The organism is Pseudomonas sp. LBUM1652, assembly GCF_059716105.1.
In genome coordinates this window covers 2375465-2389668 of record NZ_CP166804.1, presented here as the reverse complement: position 1 = coordinate 2389668, position 14204 = coordinate 2375465, and the positions used below count along the sequence as shown (strand labels likewise).

The window sequence follows — 14204 nt, the reverse complement described above, 5'->3', positions numbered from 1 at the left end:
CTGGCCGCTGTCAGGGCCAGTATCAGCCGCCGGCTGGTGGCGTGGTGGTCAGGGTGATCAGCACGCCAGCAGTCACTTTGTTGCTGTTGGAATGCTTGACCCAGTTCGCGGCCGAACCCACAGCGGCAAGTGTAGGGTTTGCGCCGCCAGCGGTTTCCTTCCAGCTGTAGCCGAGGACATCGATGTTGACGGTGCCTTCAGCGCGGTAGCCGATGCCGAGGTTCTCTTCGTCGTTCACCGCGTACGAACGGAAACCGGGCGCCTGAGACTCAGTGATCACCACGGCATTGGGCAGCAGGCCGAAGATCACATCAGCCGGCGCGGTGTCGGTCACCAGCACTGGCTTGCCGAGAGTGCCCGGCAAGCCGCCGTAGATGACGACGCCGGCTTCTTCGTAGACCTTGTTCGCGATCGCCTCGTCGACGATGTCGAAGTAAGCGCTGGAGTGCATGACCCACAGAGCAATTCGGCCAAACTTGTCGCCGAACTTGCGCATACCACGGGTCAGGGTCTTCTTGCCGTCGGTCTCGATGTTGGCCGATACCACCATGTCAGCGTTGGAGCTGATCGAAGCGCGCAGCGCAGCAGTGGCGTACTGGATGAAGCCTTCCAGTGTGGCGTCAGCAACGTCGGCGCCGATGATCTGGGAGAACTCATCGACCGGACGACCGCGGCGCTTGAAGGCCTCTTCGGTGGTCTGGTACGGACCGTACTTCCAAGGTGCTTTGACGCCAACGGCTTCGCCGGCGCCAATCTTCTTCGCGGTCACTTTGCCGGTAGAGTTGACATCGCGATGCTCCAGCGAGCCGCCGATCTTGTAGAACGAACGCTTGCGGAAGTCGCCTTCGATCAGCTCGTTGTCGAGCACAATCGCACCGTTGGACGATGCGTTGAACACATCAAGGTTGTCCTGGACACGCTCCAGGTATGCAGTTTGCGCCTCATCGTTGTAGATGATCAGGTCGCTGTTAACAGTCGTTGCCATGGGTGAATCCCCTTACTTGGGCAATTGCAAATATGCGGTTTGGCCGTGCTTGCGCTGGTAATCGCGCTTTTGCTCAGCAGTCATTTCGGAGCGTTTGAATGCAGCCTGGCTGCCACCCCCGCCCGGGGCTTGAGTCCCTGAGGCCCTTGGCCACAGATGAGGTGCGCTTTCGCGCAGAGATTCCGCCCATTCGAGCGGAGCCAGAGGAGACTTACCGTCTTTGCCGAGGATGACCTGGCCGGATTCATCAACGGCGACCGCTTCGCCCTCTTCGTTCAGCGAGAACACGCCTTTGGCGCGCAGGATGATGTCGTCGGTTGCTTCCGGCAGTGCGCCGGCTTTCAGCGCAGCACCGCGTACCGAGTCGCCCAGGACTTTGCCCTGGAACTTGGCAGCGAATGCCTCGGCCTTTTCTGCTCGGGTAGTGAGGGCCTTCAACTGCTTGTCGTTGTCCGCACGCAGCCGCTCAGTGCGACGGTTGAAGACTTCGTCTACCTTGCCCTCAGTCAGCAGCTTGGTTTCTTCGTCTTGGCCGGCCCGGCTGAGCAAGCCTTTCACCGCGTCGATATCGATGCCTTCGAATTGGGTTTCGAACTGCGACAGCTTGGTAGTGGTGTCCTTCAGCTTGCCCAGCAGTTCGGAGTTTTTGGTTTTCAGACCAGAAACGGAAGCTTCAACGGCAGTCGCGATAGCGGCCTTGATTGCCGGATTGTCCAGGTCGATTTCGTTTTCTTCTGCCACGTTGATGCACCCCTTGGGTATGTGTTGCCCACTTTGCAGGCATAAAAAAACCCGCCGGAGCGGGTTTTTATTGAAATCTTTTGTAAGTTAAACGGCGTGAGCCTCGTTAGTTACAACGATGGCGCCGGACTCTAGCTTGTACTTGAACCGAGGTTCCAGAATGGTCACTGGACGCTCATTGGCATCCACTACGTCGATATGCGGTTGCCCGGCTTCATATGCCTGATAAGACGCATAGCGAGCTCTGAGAAGTACCCTTTCTCCATCAATTGCGTCAATGCGACCCCAAAATGGTGCTTCGAACATGTTTCGCTCCTTTGTTGTGAATACAGGAGCCTATATCTTGGCGAGGTCAAATGCTAGAGGCTCTAGAATGCGCATTTCAGCCAAAGTAATTGGCTTAAAGTTCCGATCAAGCTGCAGCTCCGCGAAGCGCTCGACGCTCAAGCCGCCTTCGCGGAACAGCTTTGCCCGCACCGGCCCGATTGCCACATCCTGAAACGACGCCGGCTGCTGCTGAAGCCAATGGTAGTAGTCGAGGCTCGCACTTACCTGCCCCGCTCCATCAGCGCTCACCGCCGCCCGTGTAGCGCCCTTGGCGAACATCTCGCTGAGCCTGGTCAGCAGGACGAACGTAGTGCGGCAATTTGGGTGAAACGGTGGTCGCGGCCCGGATTCGACTGGAAACCTTCGTTTATCCATCGACCGACACTGTTGGCTGGTCTTGCTGTCCAGCGTAGCGACCATCTCGACCTCGGAAACGACGTCCGTGTTGGCCTTGGCGACCTCCATGCGAGCTTGTGAAGACACATGCTGAATCGCCGTGTGCACGACCGTGCTGGCATTGCGGTTGGTGGTGGCGAGAACTCCGTCCTTGTACCCGGCTACCTTGGTGCCGCGAATGTTTCGGATGATCTGAAAGTTCGTTTGCCCTTCGAAGTAGCCCTGCCGGATCCTGCCGGTGACGCGCTCGCGCTCGGCACTGGTCCAGCCCTTGATGAACGACTTCAGCAGCTTACTGCCGCCGGTGCCGCGCACACTGAGGGGATTGGTCAGCACCGCGGTGCGGATAGCCGCTGCGGTCGGCGCAACCACATCCAGCGAGACGCCAACGGGGGCAGACTTGGCCAAACTCGTAGCTTCGAACTCAGCCTCGTAGTTAGCGATATCGATCAGGTCAAGATTCAGTTGCGTGCTGAACCGGTCGAAAATGCCCAGCAGCAGGCTATCGACCTCCTTGAGCAGTGCCTCCAGACGCTTCACGTTGTACTCGGTCAGATCTGACTGCGTGAGCCGATCACGAATCGAGCGGTCAATCTCTTTGAGAAAGGGTGCGAACTTGCCGACCTCTCCTGCCTTCAGCTTTTCGAGAAACACCGCGTGCCGGATCGTGGCATCAAGGATTGCTTGGTTTGCCGCCATCTAATTTGTCCTCGTCATCCAAGCCCAGACCGTCGCCCTGCTCCTCCAGCTCGCCGTCAATCTGCTTGTCGGTTCGCTCCGGCGCGATCAGGCCCAGTTTGCGCAGGTAGGCACGCAGGTCTGCTTTAGCGAAGCCGCCGTTCTGCCACAAGCCAACCAAGGCTGTGATCATCTGCGGATCGGCAGTCAGCTCCACGAACTCTTGATTGATCTGATAAGCGACCTTGTCGGAGATTCCCATGTACTGACCGCACCACATGATCGCTCGGGTGTACGCCTCACTGACGTTGGCCACGCAGCCGGCGAGCACCGATGTCGATGCTGACTGATCGCCGCGCGACTCGGTCGCGGTCTTGGTGGCCAGCGAAGCAACCACCATGCGAGCACCCAGTTCGATCATCATCTGGTTCTTGTCGGCCATCGCCTCCTTCACCAGCGTGTTCGGCAATGGCTGGGCGTATCCGAACTGACCTCCAACTGGCAGCATCATCGGTGCACGTGAGCCGACGTAAACGCCGTTCTTCTCCATCCAGTCGCGCCACTGTTCGTCCAGACCGGAAATCCATGGCTGAGCCTGGCCGCACCAGAAGACGCTATCTTCGTAGTCGGCACTGTTCCGGTAATGGCCTAGGTTGATCATGGCGATGTCGTAGAGCGGCGACTCGTCAATGCTCGGATCGTTGTTCTGTGCGCCGACGAAGGTGAACGGGATCTCCTTCAGGCGTCCGGCGGCGCCGGTGGGTTTGAATTCCTGAACAACGGCCAGCGGCCCGCCACCTTTCGGCCCTGACCGGCGCCAAACACGACAGACAAATCCGTCATCCTCGAGGGCCAGTTCCCGGTACTGCTCGACCACCTTGAAGCCGAAGCCGTCTTCGATCTCCGGCGACTCGCGCAACACCACCAGGGTCAGCACGCTGTGCCCGTTCACCATGCCCGTGCGCCAGTTGATGATGTCTTCGGCACAGTACGACAGGATCACCGAGTGCCCACCGGTGCCGGTGTCTTGATGATAGTCAACGTACAAGCCGTGGCGCCCAGCCTCAAGCACCTTTTCCAGCGTGCCCTGCGAGTGCTGATAGATGCTCACACCGGAGCCGTTCGCGTTGTCCTGTAGATACTCCATCTTCTTCGCAACGACCAGGGTCGGGTCTTTGTGAAACGCCAGACCGAGCAGCCCGTTACGCGTGTGCCCGGTGGCGTTCTTGAACACCGCACGTTCGCGATAGGCCTTGTTCCGATCTGTGTTCTCCGGCGACTTATCGTGAGCGTTGATGTAAGGCAATCGATCGACAACCCGGTGCTGGCCGGCGCAAACGTCGCGCACGGTTGCCCAGCGATCCAGCGCTTCGATGTAATCGGCCCGCTTGAAGGAGACGTCGTTGCTCATCGGGCGTATCCCATTTTGATAGCGGTGACCGGTTTGATGATCGGGTACTCGCGGTGAATGAAGTAACCGCCGCCGTCGTTGGCGTGGTCGTTTCCTTGGCTCTTGTCCGGCTCGCCGTTGGGTGCCCAGATCTGCTGTTCAAGGCCGTCGGCGTAAGTCGGGCATGTAAACGGATTGACCAGGTACCGCCGCTCGCCCTGCGCGTTGCAGAACATGGCGTTCATGGCGTTGATCCGATCCTTGACTGGCGGGTTGGCCGCCGGCGCGATGACTGTGAAGCCCGCCTGCTTGAGCATGGCGATATCGGTGAGGCTGGCATTGACCGACTTGCGCGAATCACCGGAGGCGTCCGGGTAGATACGGATCTCGCAGGTTTTCTTGTAGTCGTTGCCGGTGTGTTCCCAGTAGCGTTCCTTGATCCGTCGGATCATGTCCGGCGTGTCGTAGCCATCCATCAGCTCATCCACGGCGCGCGGTAGACCCTGATCACGTTTGACGTGGGTGATCGCGGCCATCTTGCCGACGTTGAAGTCCATGCCAATGAACAGCGGCTCACCGGGCTGCACAGTGTCGAAGCACTGGTTCAGCTTGCGGTCGTAGGCGTGGTAGATCGATCCGGATGTCAGGTTGACGAACTGGCCATTCAGGTAAGCGCGAATCAGTTGCTCGGGGTACGACTCCATCAGCGAGGCGATGTAGTCGTCTGGCAGGTTCAGCTCGTTGTCGAAGGTGCTGGCCTGGATCAGCCCATACATTTCCTTCAGCGCCGGCTTGTCGCGCAACTGCTTCACGAACTGGAGAAAGACGAACTTGAAGCCTTCCGGCGTCGTGGTCACGTCCACGCCGTTTTTGAGCCCGGGCAGGTTGTAACGCATCCGGGCAATGATCTTGCGCCAGGCTTGCTGAGCCTTGATCGACGTCAGCACGTCCAGCTCATCCACCAGTGCGTGACCGATCTTGAAGCCGACGATTGTCTGCGGCTTCTCCATCGAACGGCAAATCACAGTGCCGCGATACTGCCGGCCGCTGTAAATGTGAACCTCATGGTTCGCCTGGTTGATCTTGGTCTTCAGCCCCCAGTCGTAAGCCACCTCCTCCATCGTGGGATAGAAGATGTCGCGGATCTGGGGGTAAGTTGGTGCGAAGTAACCAGCGTTGACGCCCGGCCACTCCATGAAATGTTTGCTGAGCGCTGAGCATCCGACCCAGGTCTTCCCGGAGCCGAAACCAGCAACGAATGCGCGAAACTTGTGGGGCAACAGGAGGAACTGCGACTGCGGAACGTTAAGGCTCGGCATTCGGCTTCCTCGCATCCACTACATCGACCTGAATGCGCGTCGGGATTGCCGGTTCATCGTCAGGCTCGTCCTTTCGGTTGCGATTGACATAGACGTCGCCGACCTCCTTCGCAGCCTGCTCGAGGATCTGCATGGCGAGGCCGATGTTCTTCATTGTCTCGGCTCGCTCGACGAACCGGTTCATGGCGCGGAGCCGGAACGCTCGGTTGGCTATCGGAATCTCTGCCGTCTCTTCTCGAAAGCGCTTACGGGCATCTTCAAACATCGTCACCCAGCGCTTGGCCAGGCCTTTCCCTGATGTCTTCGTGGGATCGTGTGTCTCAACCTGCTGGCGAGTCACCGATATCCCGTATTCCTTTTGGACGGCTTCAACAACCTGTGAAGGCGTGTCGAAGCACGCCAAGGCCTGAACGATAAAGGCCTTCACGTCGTTTTGAAGTGCTGCCATAGATTTTCATCCGTCCAGAGCCTGTCCAGAATCAGGCCGACTTGAGCAGACAGGTTCCGCAGGCCCTCGATATGTTCAATTTGCCCACCTCAGCAGGATTGTTTGCAGCGTCCACCAACGCTTGGACGTCAGAGCTCGCACCGTAGCGGCGGACCACACCGACGAACTCTTCAACGTCGTGTCCGCGCATCTCAAGCTTGGGCAATCCTTCCTGGGTGAACTTGGGTGCGCCGTACTGATCGGTCGCTTGAGCGATGTGGTACAGCTCATGTTCGACCAGTGCGCAGAAGTCAGCGTCACTGCACTGGGCGCAGTAATCGGCAGCTAGGGTGATGATGTAGGCCGGCACGTCGCCGAACCAATCCAGCATCTGCTGTTCCATCCGGGCCTTCTGCCAGCCACCGGCGCGGAACGCTACCTGCTCAGCCTGGCCAACCACAGTGCGCCCCTTCTTCGTGAAGGCAGCAGATGCCCACATCACACGAATGTCCGCATCGATCAGATGGGCATGCTCTTCGTTGTGGATGCTACCGGTGTCGGCAAGGATCTCGCTTTGGAGCCATTCCCACACTTCGGGCGCTGGCGTCAGGCGAATGCCGAAGTCGGAAAGTTCGGACAGCTCAAGCAGTGACGATGGAGGGTATGGCCTGTCCATGGATCACCTTGAGCTTGAAATAGTGGCGCGTTGCCGGTATTGGTGTGGGCTGATCTTTTGGAGAAGACCTATGCTGAAATTCACAGATGGCGAGAAACACTATCTACTTGAAATGCGAGCCATATCCACAGATTCACAAGGGCGGGATATCTTTGTTGGACTGACCTCAGACGAATCTGAACGCTATCACCTCCTGAGCAACCCCCTTCGCCAAGGGACATTTGAGGAGAAAGATGAATATCTGGCTCTAAATGAGAAACACGAGAAAGCTCGTCACCAAGTGCTAGCGGCCGAATACATAAAACGCACCGAGTCTCCGTCTCTGCACTGATTCCGTTAGTGTTGATTAACATGATCCTCACGTCAGGAGATCTAGGCGAGGATTCACTTCTGCACCAATTTTTTACAACTTTTAACCCGAGCCCTTGGTGGCTGATTTGAGCAAGGAAGGAAATGGCAGTCCAACAGCAGCAACCACAAAGTAAGTTCTGGTCAGTAATTTCGAATTTAGCTGTCGCTGTACCGATAGCGGCATTGGTGGGGAGTGGATTGACCGCCCTTGTGATGGGTGGAGTCGATTACGGGCAGCTCCGAAGCTCTTTAGACACGGAGAAAAATCGCACCTCAGAGTTGCAAAAAAACAACGACAAATTGAATGGATTGCTCGCTGAATGGCGAGAGGCTGTCGCGCAACGAGACAAACTACTTGCATCCACTCAGGAGAAGCTTACCGCTATCCAAAACGATCAGTGTAATTCTATAAGCATGACTCTTTACATTACTGAAGCAACTCTAGCGAGAGCTGACTCTGAAGGGTTCTCAGACAGGCGCAGAGCAGAACTGAGCGAGTCGGTGCGTCTGCATCAGCAATCTCTACAAGCGTGCTTCGCTTCTAGAAAATAGCCTTAATGCGTCGCGACACAATTTGCTTACTCGCGAAACGTGTCGCGACTTACTCCGCCTTGCGGGTCGGAAGCTTGAAGTCAGTCACCCGATCCGCGATGTTGCGGATCTTTTCGACACCCAAGAAGCCAACCCAGCCGCCAGCGAAAGTGGCCATGCTCTGTGGTAGGCCGAAAAAGTCTAGGCCGCTGATGATGGTCAGGGTCAGGCCGCCGCAGATGGCGCCTTCCACCAGCATCTGGCGACGAGTGCCGCCACCGTAAGTGATCCGCAAGACGGCCATCGCGCAGGACAGCGCAGCCGCATAGAGGATTGGCGAATGCTGGCTCAACCACGCAAGCGCTATCGCCCATGTGTCTGGTTTGTCTGGCATGTTTGACATCTCAGTTCCTCCCCGTCAGGGAGTCAGGAATAAAAAAGCCCGGCAAAAAGCCGGGCTCTTGGTGTGGGATTGTCACATCCCGAAGGACGGACCTGATCTGCTTTTCTTCCGCTGCCTCTCCGCCTCAGCCTCCTGATGGAGCCCAACCTCGGCTTCCCTCTGGCGCTCGGCCTCAGCTTCCGCATCACGCTGCTCAAGAAGCTTGATATAGCCCTCGGCTTGTTCTCGGGATGGATGCGGATTGCCAATGGTCTTCCCGCCGATGAACACCTGATAGAGTTTCTGGCCGGTTCTGGAGCCACGACCTTCATTGATGTGGTACTTCGACATAAGATTCCCATCCGCGATGACAAAGTGCCACTCTATCAGAGACAAGAACGAAAAAGCCCCTGCAAGTGCAGAGGCCCTGAATAGGTGCGCTCGTCTTTCCGAGCTGTCGGCCAAAGGCCTTCTCAACGTCGACGCCCCTTTGTATCGATCTCGCTGATCCAGTCTCGCGCCACCCCGAAAGCTAGTTTGAGGTCAGGGTGCGCGGGCTGCCGGCGTTGATTCCGTAAGTCGCACTATCCGGCTATCGACGTCCAGGCATTCCCGAGGGCAGCTCTGGCTACAGGTGAAACTACAGATTCTTTTTATGGATGCGCCAACCCATGACGACACCGGGGTGCAGATACTCACCGGTGCGCGGATGGCGCGAGAAGTCGGTCTCGCCAACTTGGCGTGCGACCGCCTCCCAAGCAGTTCTGGCGCGCTCCAGGAGATTGTTTTTGGCTTGCAGCTTCATGCGCACCTCCGGAAGGTTGAATTTGAGGCAATAAAAACCCGACACGAAGGCCGGGTTTCAGGCGAACTACAAATTTCTAACTGGTTTGAGTCGGATCGATTCGATCAAGCTCATCATGGCCAAGCCAAGTAAGTTCGGTAAAAAGATAGTCAGTGTAGTAAATCCCGGTCCCTTTGACCGCCGCGGCCCCAAGCGCCTCTACATATCGGTTTTTAACCAAAAGCTCTGCTGCATACATCGCTTCTGCGAAATAGGACTCTCTAGCCTCTGGCGTATATGGCTTGCTGTATTCTTGGGCAATAGTTGATGCAAGCACCTCGCCCTGCATTGGAAGCGCACCAATTTTTTGCAGAATCAACTGAACCGCTGCTTTGCTTCTTCTCAAAGGTCGCTCCTCGACGGTTGTTCGACTGCCATCTGGCAGCGCAAGGAGCATACCAACACCGAGACCAAAAACACAAAACCCGGCGCGGTGGCCGGGTTTCGAAGTGGTCGTGCGCTGGAGGTAAGTTGCGCAGTGTGGGAAAAGTACATCAAATTCCCCACCATGGCAACACTTTTATGCCGCATCCTCTGATTTTTCTGCGTGAATAACCTGCCAAACTGGCTCCTGAGCTTGAATATCCACTTCCTCGATAGCATTCCGCAGGAAATTCCAGATGTCGAGCCAGTCGCGATCCCAGTGCTTGGGCTGGATAGCGATCCCGTACAGCTTCATCATGGCGTCAGACACTCGAGCCGGCCCCCAAGCATCGCCACCGTTTGCTTCAGACTTGTAGGACTGGAGCGCAACGGTGATCAGGCAATGCACCTTCGCCGCCTTGGCATCGGTGAGCGCACCGAAGTCTGTATCCGACCAGATCAGCTTCTCGGCGTTGAGCATGTGCACGACGGTCATGCACGGGTGGTAGAGGTAGTGCCCTAGCTGCTGCACCTGAAATGGCAGCGACTCGATTGCCTTCTGCACCTTCCCCATTGTCACCAGATGGGCGGCTCGATGTGTCGAACGGCCAATAGGAGTTCGGCGCGTCTCGGCAATGTGGATCTTCTGGCGCACAGCCATGATGCGTTCTTCCTTATCCTCGCCCTGTGCGGCAAAGATGATCTCTCGAAGCGCGGCCTTTTCCTTCCGGACGACAGTCGCGGATTTTGCCCGGTCAGCCGCTGCCGCACTGATTGAGGCGTTCGACTCATGCTGTGCGTCTGTCCACGCTTGACGTGCGTTGATCAATTTCATGCTGCCTGCCCCTTTTTCAGTTCTCGGGTCTTGGCCCGGTATTCGGCCTTGATGGTTTTGATTTCTTCGACGGTGTGCTTGCAGGCCGGATGAGGCCCTTCAAGCCATGCCACCTTCTCGGCGCCGATGCGCAGCACCAGTCGGATGCGGTACTCCACCGCGTTGCCGGACAGGTTGCGATTGCACTTCACGCACTGGCGGTGAATGTTCAGCGGCTCGAAGCGCAGCTCCGGACATGCTCCGACGGATCGGTAATGCCCGGCGTCCCAGCGGCTGCCGGTCATGAGGTCGTCGTCGTTCGGCATCGAGTCGCAGCTGATGCACGGAAGGTGCGCATCACGCAGGCGGACGTACTCGTTCACCGCGGCCTGGGCTTCGCGCAGGTGATCCGCCCTGGTCTTCAGCTTCTGCTTACGGACCTCGATCTCGCGGCGGTTCCGCTGATCGATGGCCTTCTTCGCCTTCTGCTCATTCCGATGTGCGTCCTTCAGCGCGCAGGCTGGACTGCACACAGCCTGACCCAGCCGCGCAGGGACGAATGAGGCCCTGCAGGTGGCAACACGGCATTTCTTCGGTTTGGGCTGCTTCCGTTCAATCGTCATGCAGCCTCCTGGCTCAGCAGATCATCGAAGTACACGCCCTGCGGAGCGAAGCGTGCGACGATGCGGTCGGTGTACGCCCCGCCCTGGGCTCGATTGAAAAGACTGGTCACCGGGAAACCGTCCGGGCCGAACAAATGGCAGCCCCCCATCATTTCCAGCTTTGTCGCGTAAGGAAGATGGCGCATCACCCGGTACCACTCAGCCTGAAACCCGGCGTCCTCGTTCAGCAGGATCTGCACGCCGACGTGCAACTTGCAGTAACGGCGGGCGTCGGCCTCGTCGCCAATCTGGGTCATCTCCGCGATGCGTTTGTACATCGCGAACCACAACCGGTTCTGGTCGAGCGTGCGATCCTTCCCTGGGCGCAGCGACACCACTACGAACTTCTTGTCGCGATACATGGCGCTGAGCTTCGTGATGGCCTCGGAGAGTTTTGCCTGACAGTTCACGGAGATTTTGTCAGCCATGGGCGGCCACCTTGTTGGGCAATCCGTCGATCAGTTCACCGAGTTGCTGTGTCAGTCGTTCGTTCTCGGCCAACAGCTCCAGCGCCACCTCCTCCACTGTCTTCTCACCGAGAAAGTCCTGCAGCGCCTCAGTGTTGCGCTTCCAGTCTGCGCAGTCGGCACGGAATGACGCGGCTTCGGCCCACAGCAGCTTCTGGAGTTTTTGTTTATCGATGCTCATTGAGCCGCACTCCTTGCTTCCAATTGTTCGGCCTGCTGAATCAGCAGCGCCCGGCGATCCGCCAGCTCATTGGCTGCCAGAATTCGCAGTTCTGTTTTTTCCTCGGCCGATGCTTGGCGCATGGCGAGCATCGAATCCTTCACCGCGGCGAGCTTCTCGCGCAGTTTTGGCGAAGGTCGGGTTACATCACCGGTGAGCAGCGCAACGACGGCACGGCCGTCTTCAGTAATCGGTGCGACACTCAAGTCGGCCAGGTAAAGCTGCCCGCGTTCCTGTGGGATGCGCTGCATTTGCACAGCCTTAGTAATCGCCTGCGTGCGGCGGTTGGCGTCGAAGCCGACCGACACGTGCCAATTGACGTGTTTGTTGTCCTCCCGAGCCTGACCCACCAAACGCTCGTAAGCGCTGTTGAACGCCATGCGCGCACCGACCTTGTCGCCGGCATCGAGGACAGGTTTTGCAGCGGCCAGAGCGAGTTGAATTTCGTCGGTCAGCACCACGGTTTCGAACTCGTCGTTCGTGGTCATGGCGATCGCCCATGCTTCGTCTTTACCTGGTCTGCCGTCAGCTGCCTGCACTCGCTGGAGGATGTCGGCCATCGCCAGCTTGCCCTTCACCTCGAAGCGGCAGGCCTTCAGCGCGGCTTTCACGGCGGGCACCGAGTAAGCGCAGAGGTCTTCGGCCATCATCGCCGCAGTGCCCGGGTTCATTTCCTGCCCCATGGCCTCGGCGGTGGCGCAGATCGCAGCAGCCAGCCCGGCAACCTGTTGATCGTTCATCTCAGAGGTATTCATTGCGCTCTCCCGCTTGGCGCTTGGCCAAAACCATTTGCGCGGCTTGTTCAGCGGCGGAGACGTTCGCTTCGGTCCGCTCCATCTGGCGGGCAGTTGTCCCGTTGATGCGCTGACCGGTCACCCACTGGGTGTGGTAGCTCTCGGCGTTGGCCAACAGTTCGTTGAGGCTGTGGCACTTCCGCAGCACGGCGGCATCGGCGGTTTTCAGGAAGTGAGCAGCGACGTGGTGAGCGACATCGGCACCGAGGCGGTCGACCAGTTGACCAAGCTGGCCGCCGACCTTGGCGTTCCACACCGGCCAAGTGGTGTAGCGCTTGCGGTAGGCCATTGCGTAGTTCGCCCAGACCTTGAAGGTTTTGCAGGACTGGTCTTTGGGGCCCGGCATGTCAGCGGGAATCTCAACCCGTGGCGCATCGGTGCGATCAACCACCAGAACCAGATTGCGGGCCGGCTTGTCCGGGCTGCTTTGCAAGTCCTGACTGGTATCCTGATTGGTACCCTGATGATTGGTATCCTGATTTGTCGGAGATTTTTCCGACCCTTGCTCGGATTTTTCTCCGACCTTGATCGGATTTTTTTCAGGGGTAGATCGGATTTTTTTCCGACCTTCGTTCTTTGGTGGGGTCGGATATTTTTCCGACCCGTCGAGCTTCTGGTTCCACTCGATCGCCTTCTCTGTCAGGCGGAACAGCGTGATGTTCGAAGTGCTAGAAAGCTCAATCAAACCTGCTTCTTCCAGGGCCTTCAGCATGCGGTAAGCAGTGTCTGGCTTGTCAGTGAGCAGCGGCAGCTCCTCGATGATCTTGGCCTTGCTCAGCGCGAAGAAGATCCCGTCGTCAGTCTTGATTGGCTTGGTCCAGCTCGGGCAGCCGTAGACGAAGGCGAACAGCAGAGCCTGCTGAGAGTTCAGCCCCCACTCCAGCGCCTTCACCTGATTGATCGTGACGGTGAATTGCATATCAGGCCTTCCCGACCAGTTTGGCCAATTCAGGGAAACGATCCACGTACCAATGAGGCTGTGTTTCGCGGGGGCATTGAGGACTGGTGAGGTTCTTGCCGTAGGCCAGGCCCTTGTCAGTCACCGACCAGAAGTCGACCATTTCCTGCTTGGAGTTTTTGCGCTGGAGCTGCTTGAGGAAACCGTGGGCTTCAAGAGCAAGGTTGAACGCCCGCGTTGTGCAAGCGATGCCGTTTTCCTTGATCAACGCGGTGACCGCCTTCGTCGGCATCGAGCTGCCGCCAGTGGCATCTGGCGCGGCATCGATCGCGTAACCCGGCAGAAAGCTCGACTCCAGACCGTTATTGGTGGCGATCTTCGCCAGCATCATCACTTGGCTGGATGGTGAAGGCTTGAGCAGGCGCGTGTAACACTCCATGAGCGCGAGTTCCCCGACAACCTTTGAACTGCTTGGGCTGGCGGCGTCGAACTTCCCGGTCTTGCGGATGCTAGGCAGAACCTCACCAACCACCCATTCCTCGAAACGTTCGGCGCCGACCAGCTTAGAGCGCATCACCAGACGATAGACATCGCGCTCAGGAATTACGGTCATGAAACCACCACCCTGTTTCGGGGTAGTGGTCGCGGCCTTGCAGTGACGGGAGATCGCGTTCTCTGGCTTGGCATAACCGAGCGCATCGGCAACATCACGGGCGACGAACCACGGGTCGCCGAGCTCGTCGGTTATGACGCGGATGGCGCCACCATCGAAGTCGAAAGGAATTACTGAGGTGGTACGCGACACGTTTTGCGATTTGTTAAAACGTGTCGCGACATTGTTCGGGGTATTGCTGGAATTTGGCTGGCTGTGCATAATCGGGCCTCTCTAGTTTTGCGAATCAGCCGACATTGCCCGTCGGCTTTTTTGTGTCTGTTATT

21 protein-coding genes are annotated in these 14204 nt (G+C 57.8%); 2 read left to right on the top strand and 19 right to left on the bottom strand.

The genetic code is table 11. From position 1 onward, the window contains the following. Positions 1-22: 22 nt before the first annotated feature. The 8 genes from ACA069_RS10860 to ACA069_RS10825 form a co-directional block, all read right to left on the bottom strand. Entirely contained in the window at positions 23-985 is a 963-nt protein-coding gene (locus ACA069_RS10860) for a major capsid protein (RefSeq protein ID WP_008076958.1), read from the bottom strand. A gap of 12 nt (positions 986-997) precedes the next feature. Further along, complete coding sequence (locus ACA069_RS10855; RefSeq protein ID WP_497617448.1) at positions 998-1726, bottom strand: hypothetical protein; 729 nt, start codon at positions 1724-1726, stop codon at positions 998-1000. Positions 1727-1813: 87 nt separating this feature from the next. Beyond that, complete coding sequence (locus ACA069_RS10850; RefSeq protein ID WP_497617446.1) at positions 1814-2032, bottom strand: hypothetical protein; 219 nt, start codon at positions 2030-2032, stop codon at positions 1814-1816. Between the two features lie 30 nt (positions 2033-2062). After that, positions 2063-3148 (bottom strand): minor capsid protein, encoded by a 1086-nt coding sequence (locus ACA069_RS10845; protein WP_497617444.1) that lies wholly within the window; start codon positions 3146-3148, stop codon positions 2063-2065. After that, entirely contained in the window at positions 3123-4538 is a 1416-nt protein-coding gene (locus ACA069_RS10840; protein WP_497617442.1) for a DUF4055 domain-containing protein, read from the bottom strand. The genes ACA069_RS10845 and ACA069_RS10840 overlap by 26 nt, the downstream gene beginning before the upstream one ends. Further along, positions 4535-5836 carry a terminase large subunit domain-containing protein gene (locus ACA069_RS10835; protein WP_090283127.1) on the bottom strand — a complete coding sequence of 434 codons (1302 nt, stop codon included), beginning with the start codon at positions 5834-5836 and terminating at the stop codon, positions 4535-4537. The genes ACA069_RS10840 and ACA069_RS10835 overlap by 4 nt, the downstream gene beginning before the upstream one ends. Then, complete coding sequence (locus ACA069_RS10830; RefSeq protein ID WP_122706967.1) at positions 5823-6284, bottom strand: DUF2280 domain-containing protein; 462 nt, start codon at positions 6282-6284, stop codon at positions 5823-5825. The genes ACA069_RS10835 and ACA069_RS10830 overlap by 14 nt, the downstream gene beginning before the upstream one ends. A gap of 31 nt (positions 6285-6315) precedes the next feature. Next, a complete protein-coding gene (locus ACA069_RS10825) occupies positions 6316-6939 on the bottom strand; it encodes a putative metallopeptidase (protein WP_497617439.1) in 624 nt (207 codons plus the stop codon). Between the two features lie 70 nt (positions 6940-7009). Here ACA069_RS10825 and ACA069_RS10820 point away from each other — a divergent pair, with 70 nt between their 5' ends. After that, positions 7010-7270: a hypothetical protein gene (locus ACA069_RS10820; RefSeq protein WP_497617437.1), complete on the top strand. Its 261-nt coding sequence runs from the start codon at positions 7010-7012 to the stop codon at positions 7268-7270. Positions 7271-7392: 122 nt separating this feature from the next. After that, a complete protein-coding gene (locus tag ACA069_RS10815; RefSeq protein WP_497617435.1) occupies positions 7393-7842 on the top strand; it encodes a hypothetical protein in 450 nt (149 codons plus the stop codon). Between the two features lie 49 nt (positions 7843-7891). On the opposite strand, the gene ACA069_RS10810 is transcribed toward ACA069_RS10815, so the two are convergent. The 11 genes from ACA069_RS10810 to ACA069_RS10760 form a co-directional block, all read right to left on the bottom strand. Beyond that, complete coding sequence (locus tag ACA069_RS10810) at positions 7892-8224, bottom strand: phage holin, lambda family (RefSeq protein WP_064116711.1); 333 nt, start codon at positions 8222-8224, stop codon at positions 7892-7894. A gap of 72 nt (positions 8225-8296) precedes the next feature. Next, a complete protein-coding gene (locus ACA069_RS10805; protein ID WP_497617433.1) occupies positions 8297-8554 on the bottom strand; it encodes a hypothetical protein in 258 nt (85 codons plus the stop codon). A gap of 289 nt (positions 8555-8843) precedes the next feature. After that, on the bottom strand, positions 8844-9008 hold the full coding sequence (locus tag ACA069_RS10800) for a hypothetical protein (RefSeq protein WP_497617431.1): 165 nt from the start codon (positions 9006-9008) through the stop codon (positions 8844-8846). Between the two features lie 76 nt (positions 9009-9084). Further along, positions 9085-9444 carry a hypothetical protein gene (locus ACA069_RS10795; RefSeq protein ID WP_497617429.1) on the bottom strand — a complete coding sequence of 120 codons (360 nt, stop codon included), beginning with the start codon at positions 9442-9444 and terminating at the stop codon, positions 9085-9087. A 123-nt stretch (positions 9445-9567) separates the two neighbouring features. Then, complete coding sequence (locus ACA069_RS10790; protein WP_497617428.1) at positions 9568-10245, bottom strand: hypothetical protein; 678 nt, start codon at positions 10243-10245, stop codon at positions 9568-9570. Beyond that, positions 10242-10847 (bottom strand): recombination protein NinG, encoded by a 606-nt coding sequence (locus ACA069_RS10785; protein WP_497617427.1) that lies wholly within the window; start codon positions 10845-10847, stop codon positions 10242-10244. The genes ACA069_RS10790 and ACA069_RS10785 overlap by 4 nt, the downstream gene beginning before the upstream one ends. Further along, complete coding sequence (locus tag ACA069_RS10780) at positions 10844-11314, bottom strand: hypothetical protein (RefSeq protein ID WP_497617426.1); 471 nt, start codon at positions 11312-11314, stop codon at positions 10844-10846. Before ACA069_RS10780 ends, ACA069_RS10785 begins: the two co-directional genes overlap by 4 nt. Next, positions 11307-11534 carry a hypothetical protein gene (locus tag ACA069_RS10775; protein WP_497617425.1) on the bottom strand — a complete coding sequence of 76 codons (228 nt, stop codon included), beginning with the start codon at positions 11532-11534 and terminating at the stop codon, positions 11307-11309. Before ACA069_RS10775 ends, ACA069_RS10780 begins: the two co-directional genes overlap by 8 nt. Then, positions 11531-12328 (bottom strand): hypothetical protein, encoded by a 798-nt coding sequence (locus ACA069_RS10770; RefSeq protein ID WP_497617423.1) that lies wholly within the window; start codon positions 12326-12328, stop codon positions 11531-11533. Before ACA069_RS10770 ends, ACA069_RS10775 begins: the two co-directional genes overlap by 4 nt. Beyond that, on the bottom strand, positions 12315-13286 hold the full coding sequence (locus tag ACA069_RS10765) for a phage replication protein (protein ID WP_497617422.1): 972 nt from the start codon (positions 13284-13286) through the stop codon (positions 12315-12317). The genes ACA069_RS10770 and ACA069_RS10765 overlap by 14 nt, the downstream gene beginning before the upstream one ends. 1 nt (position 13287) lies before the next feature. Beyond that, positions 13288-14139 carry a BRO-N domain-containing protein gene (locus tag ACA069_RS10760; protein WP_497617420.1) on the bottom strand — a complete coding sequence of 284 codons (852 nt, stop codon included), beginning with the start codon at positions 14137-14139 and terminating at the stop codon, positions 13288-13290. Positions 14140-14204: the final 65 nt, after the last annotated feature.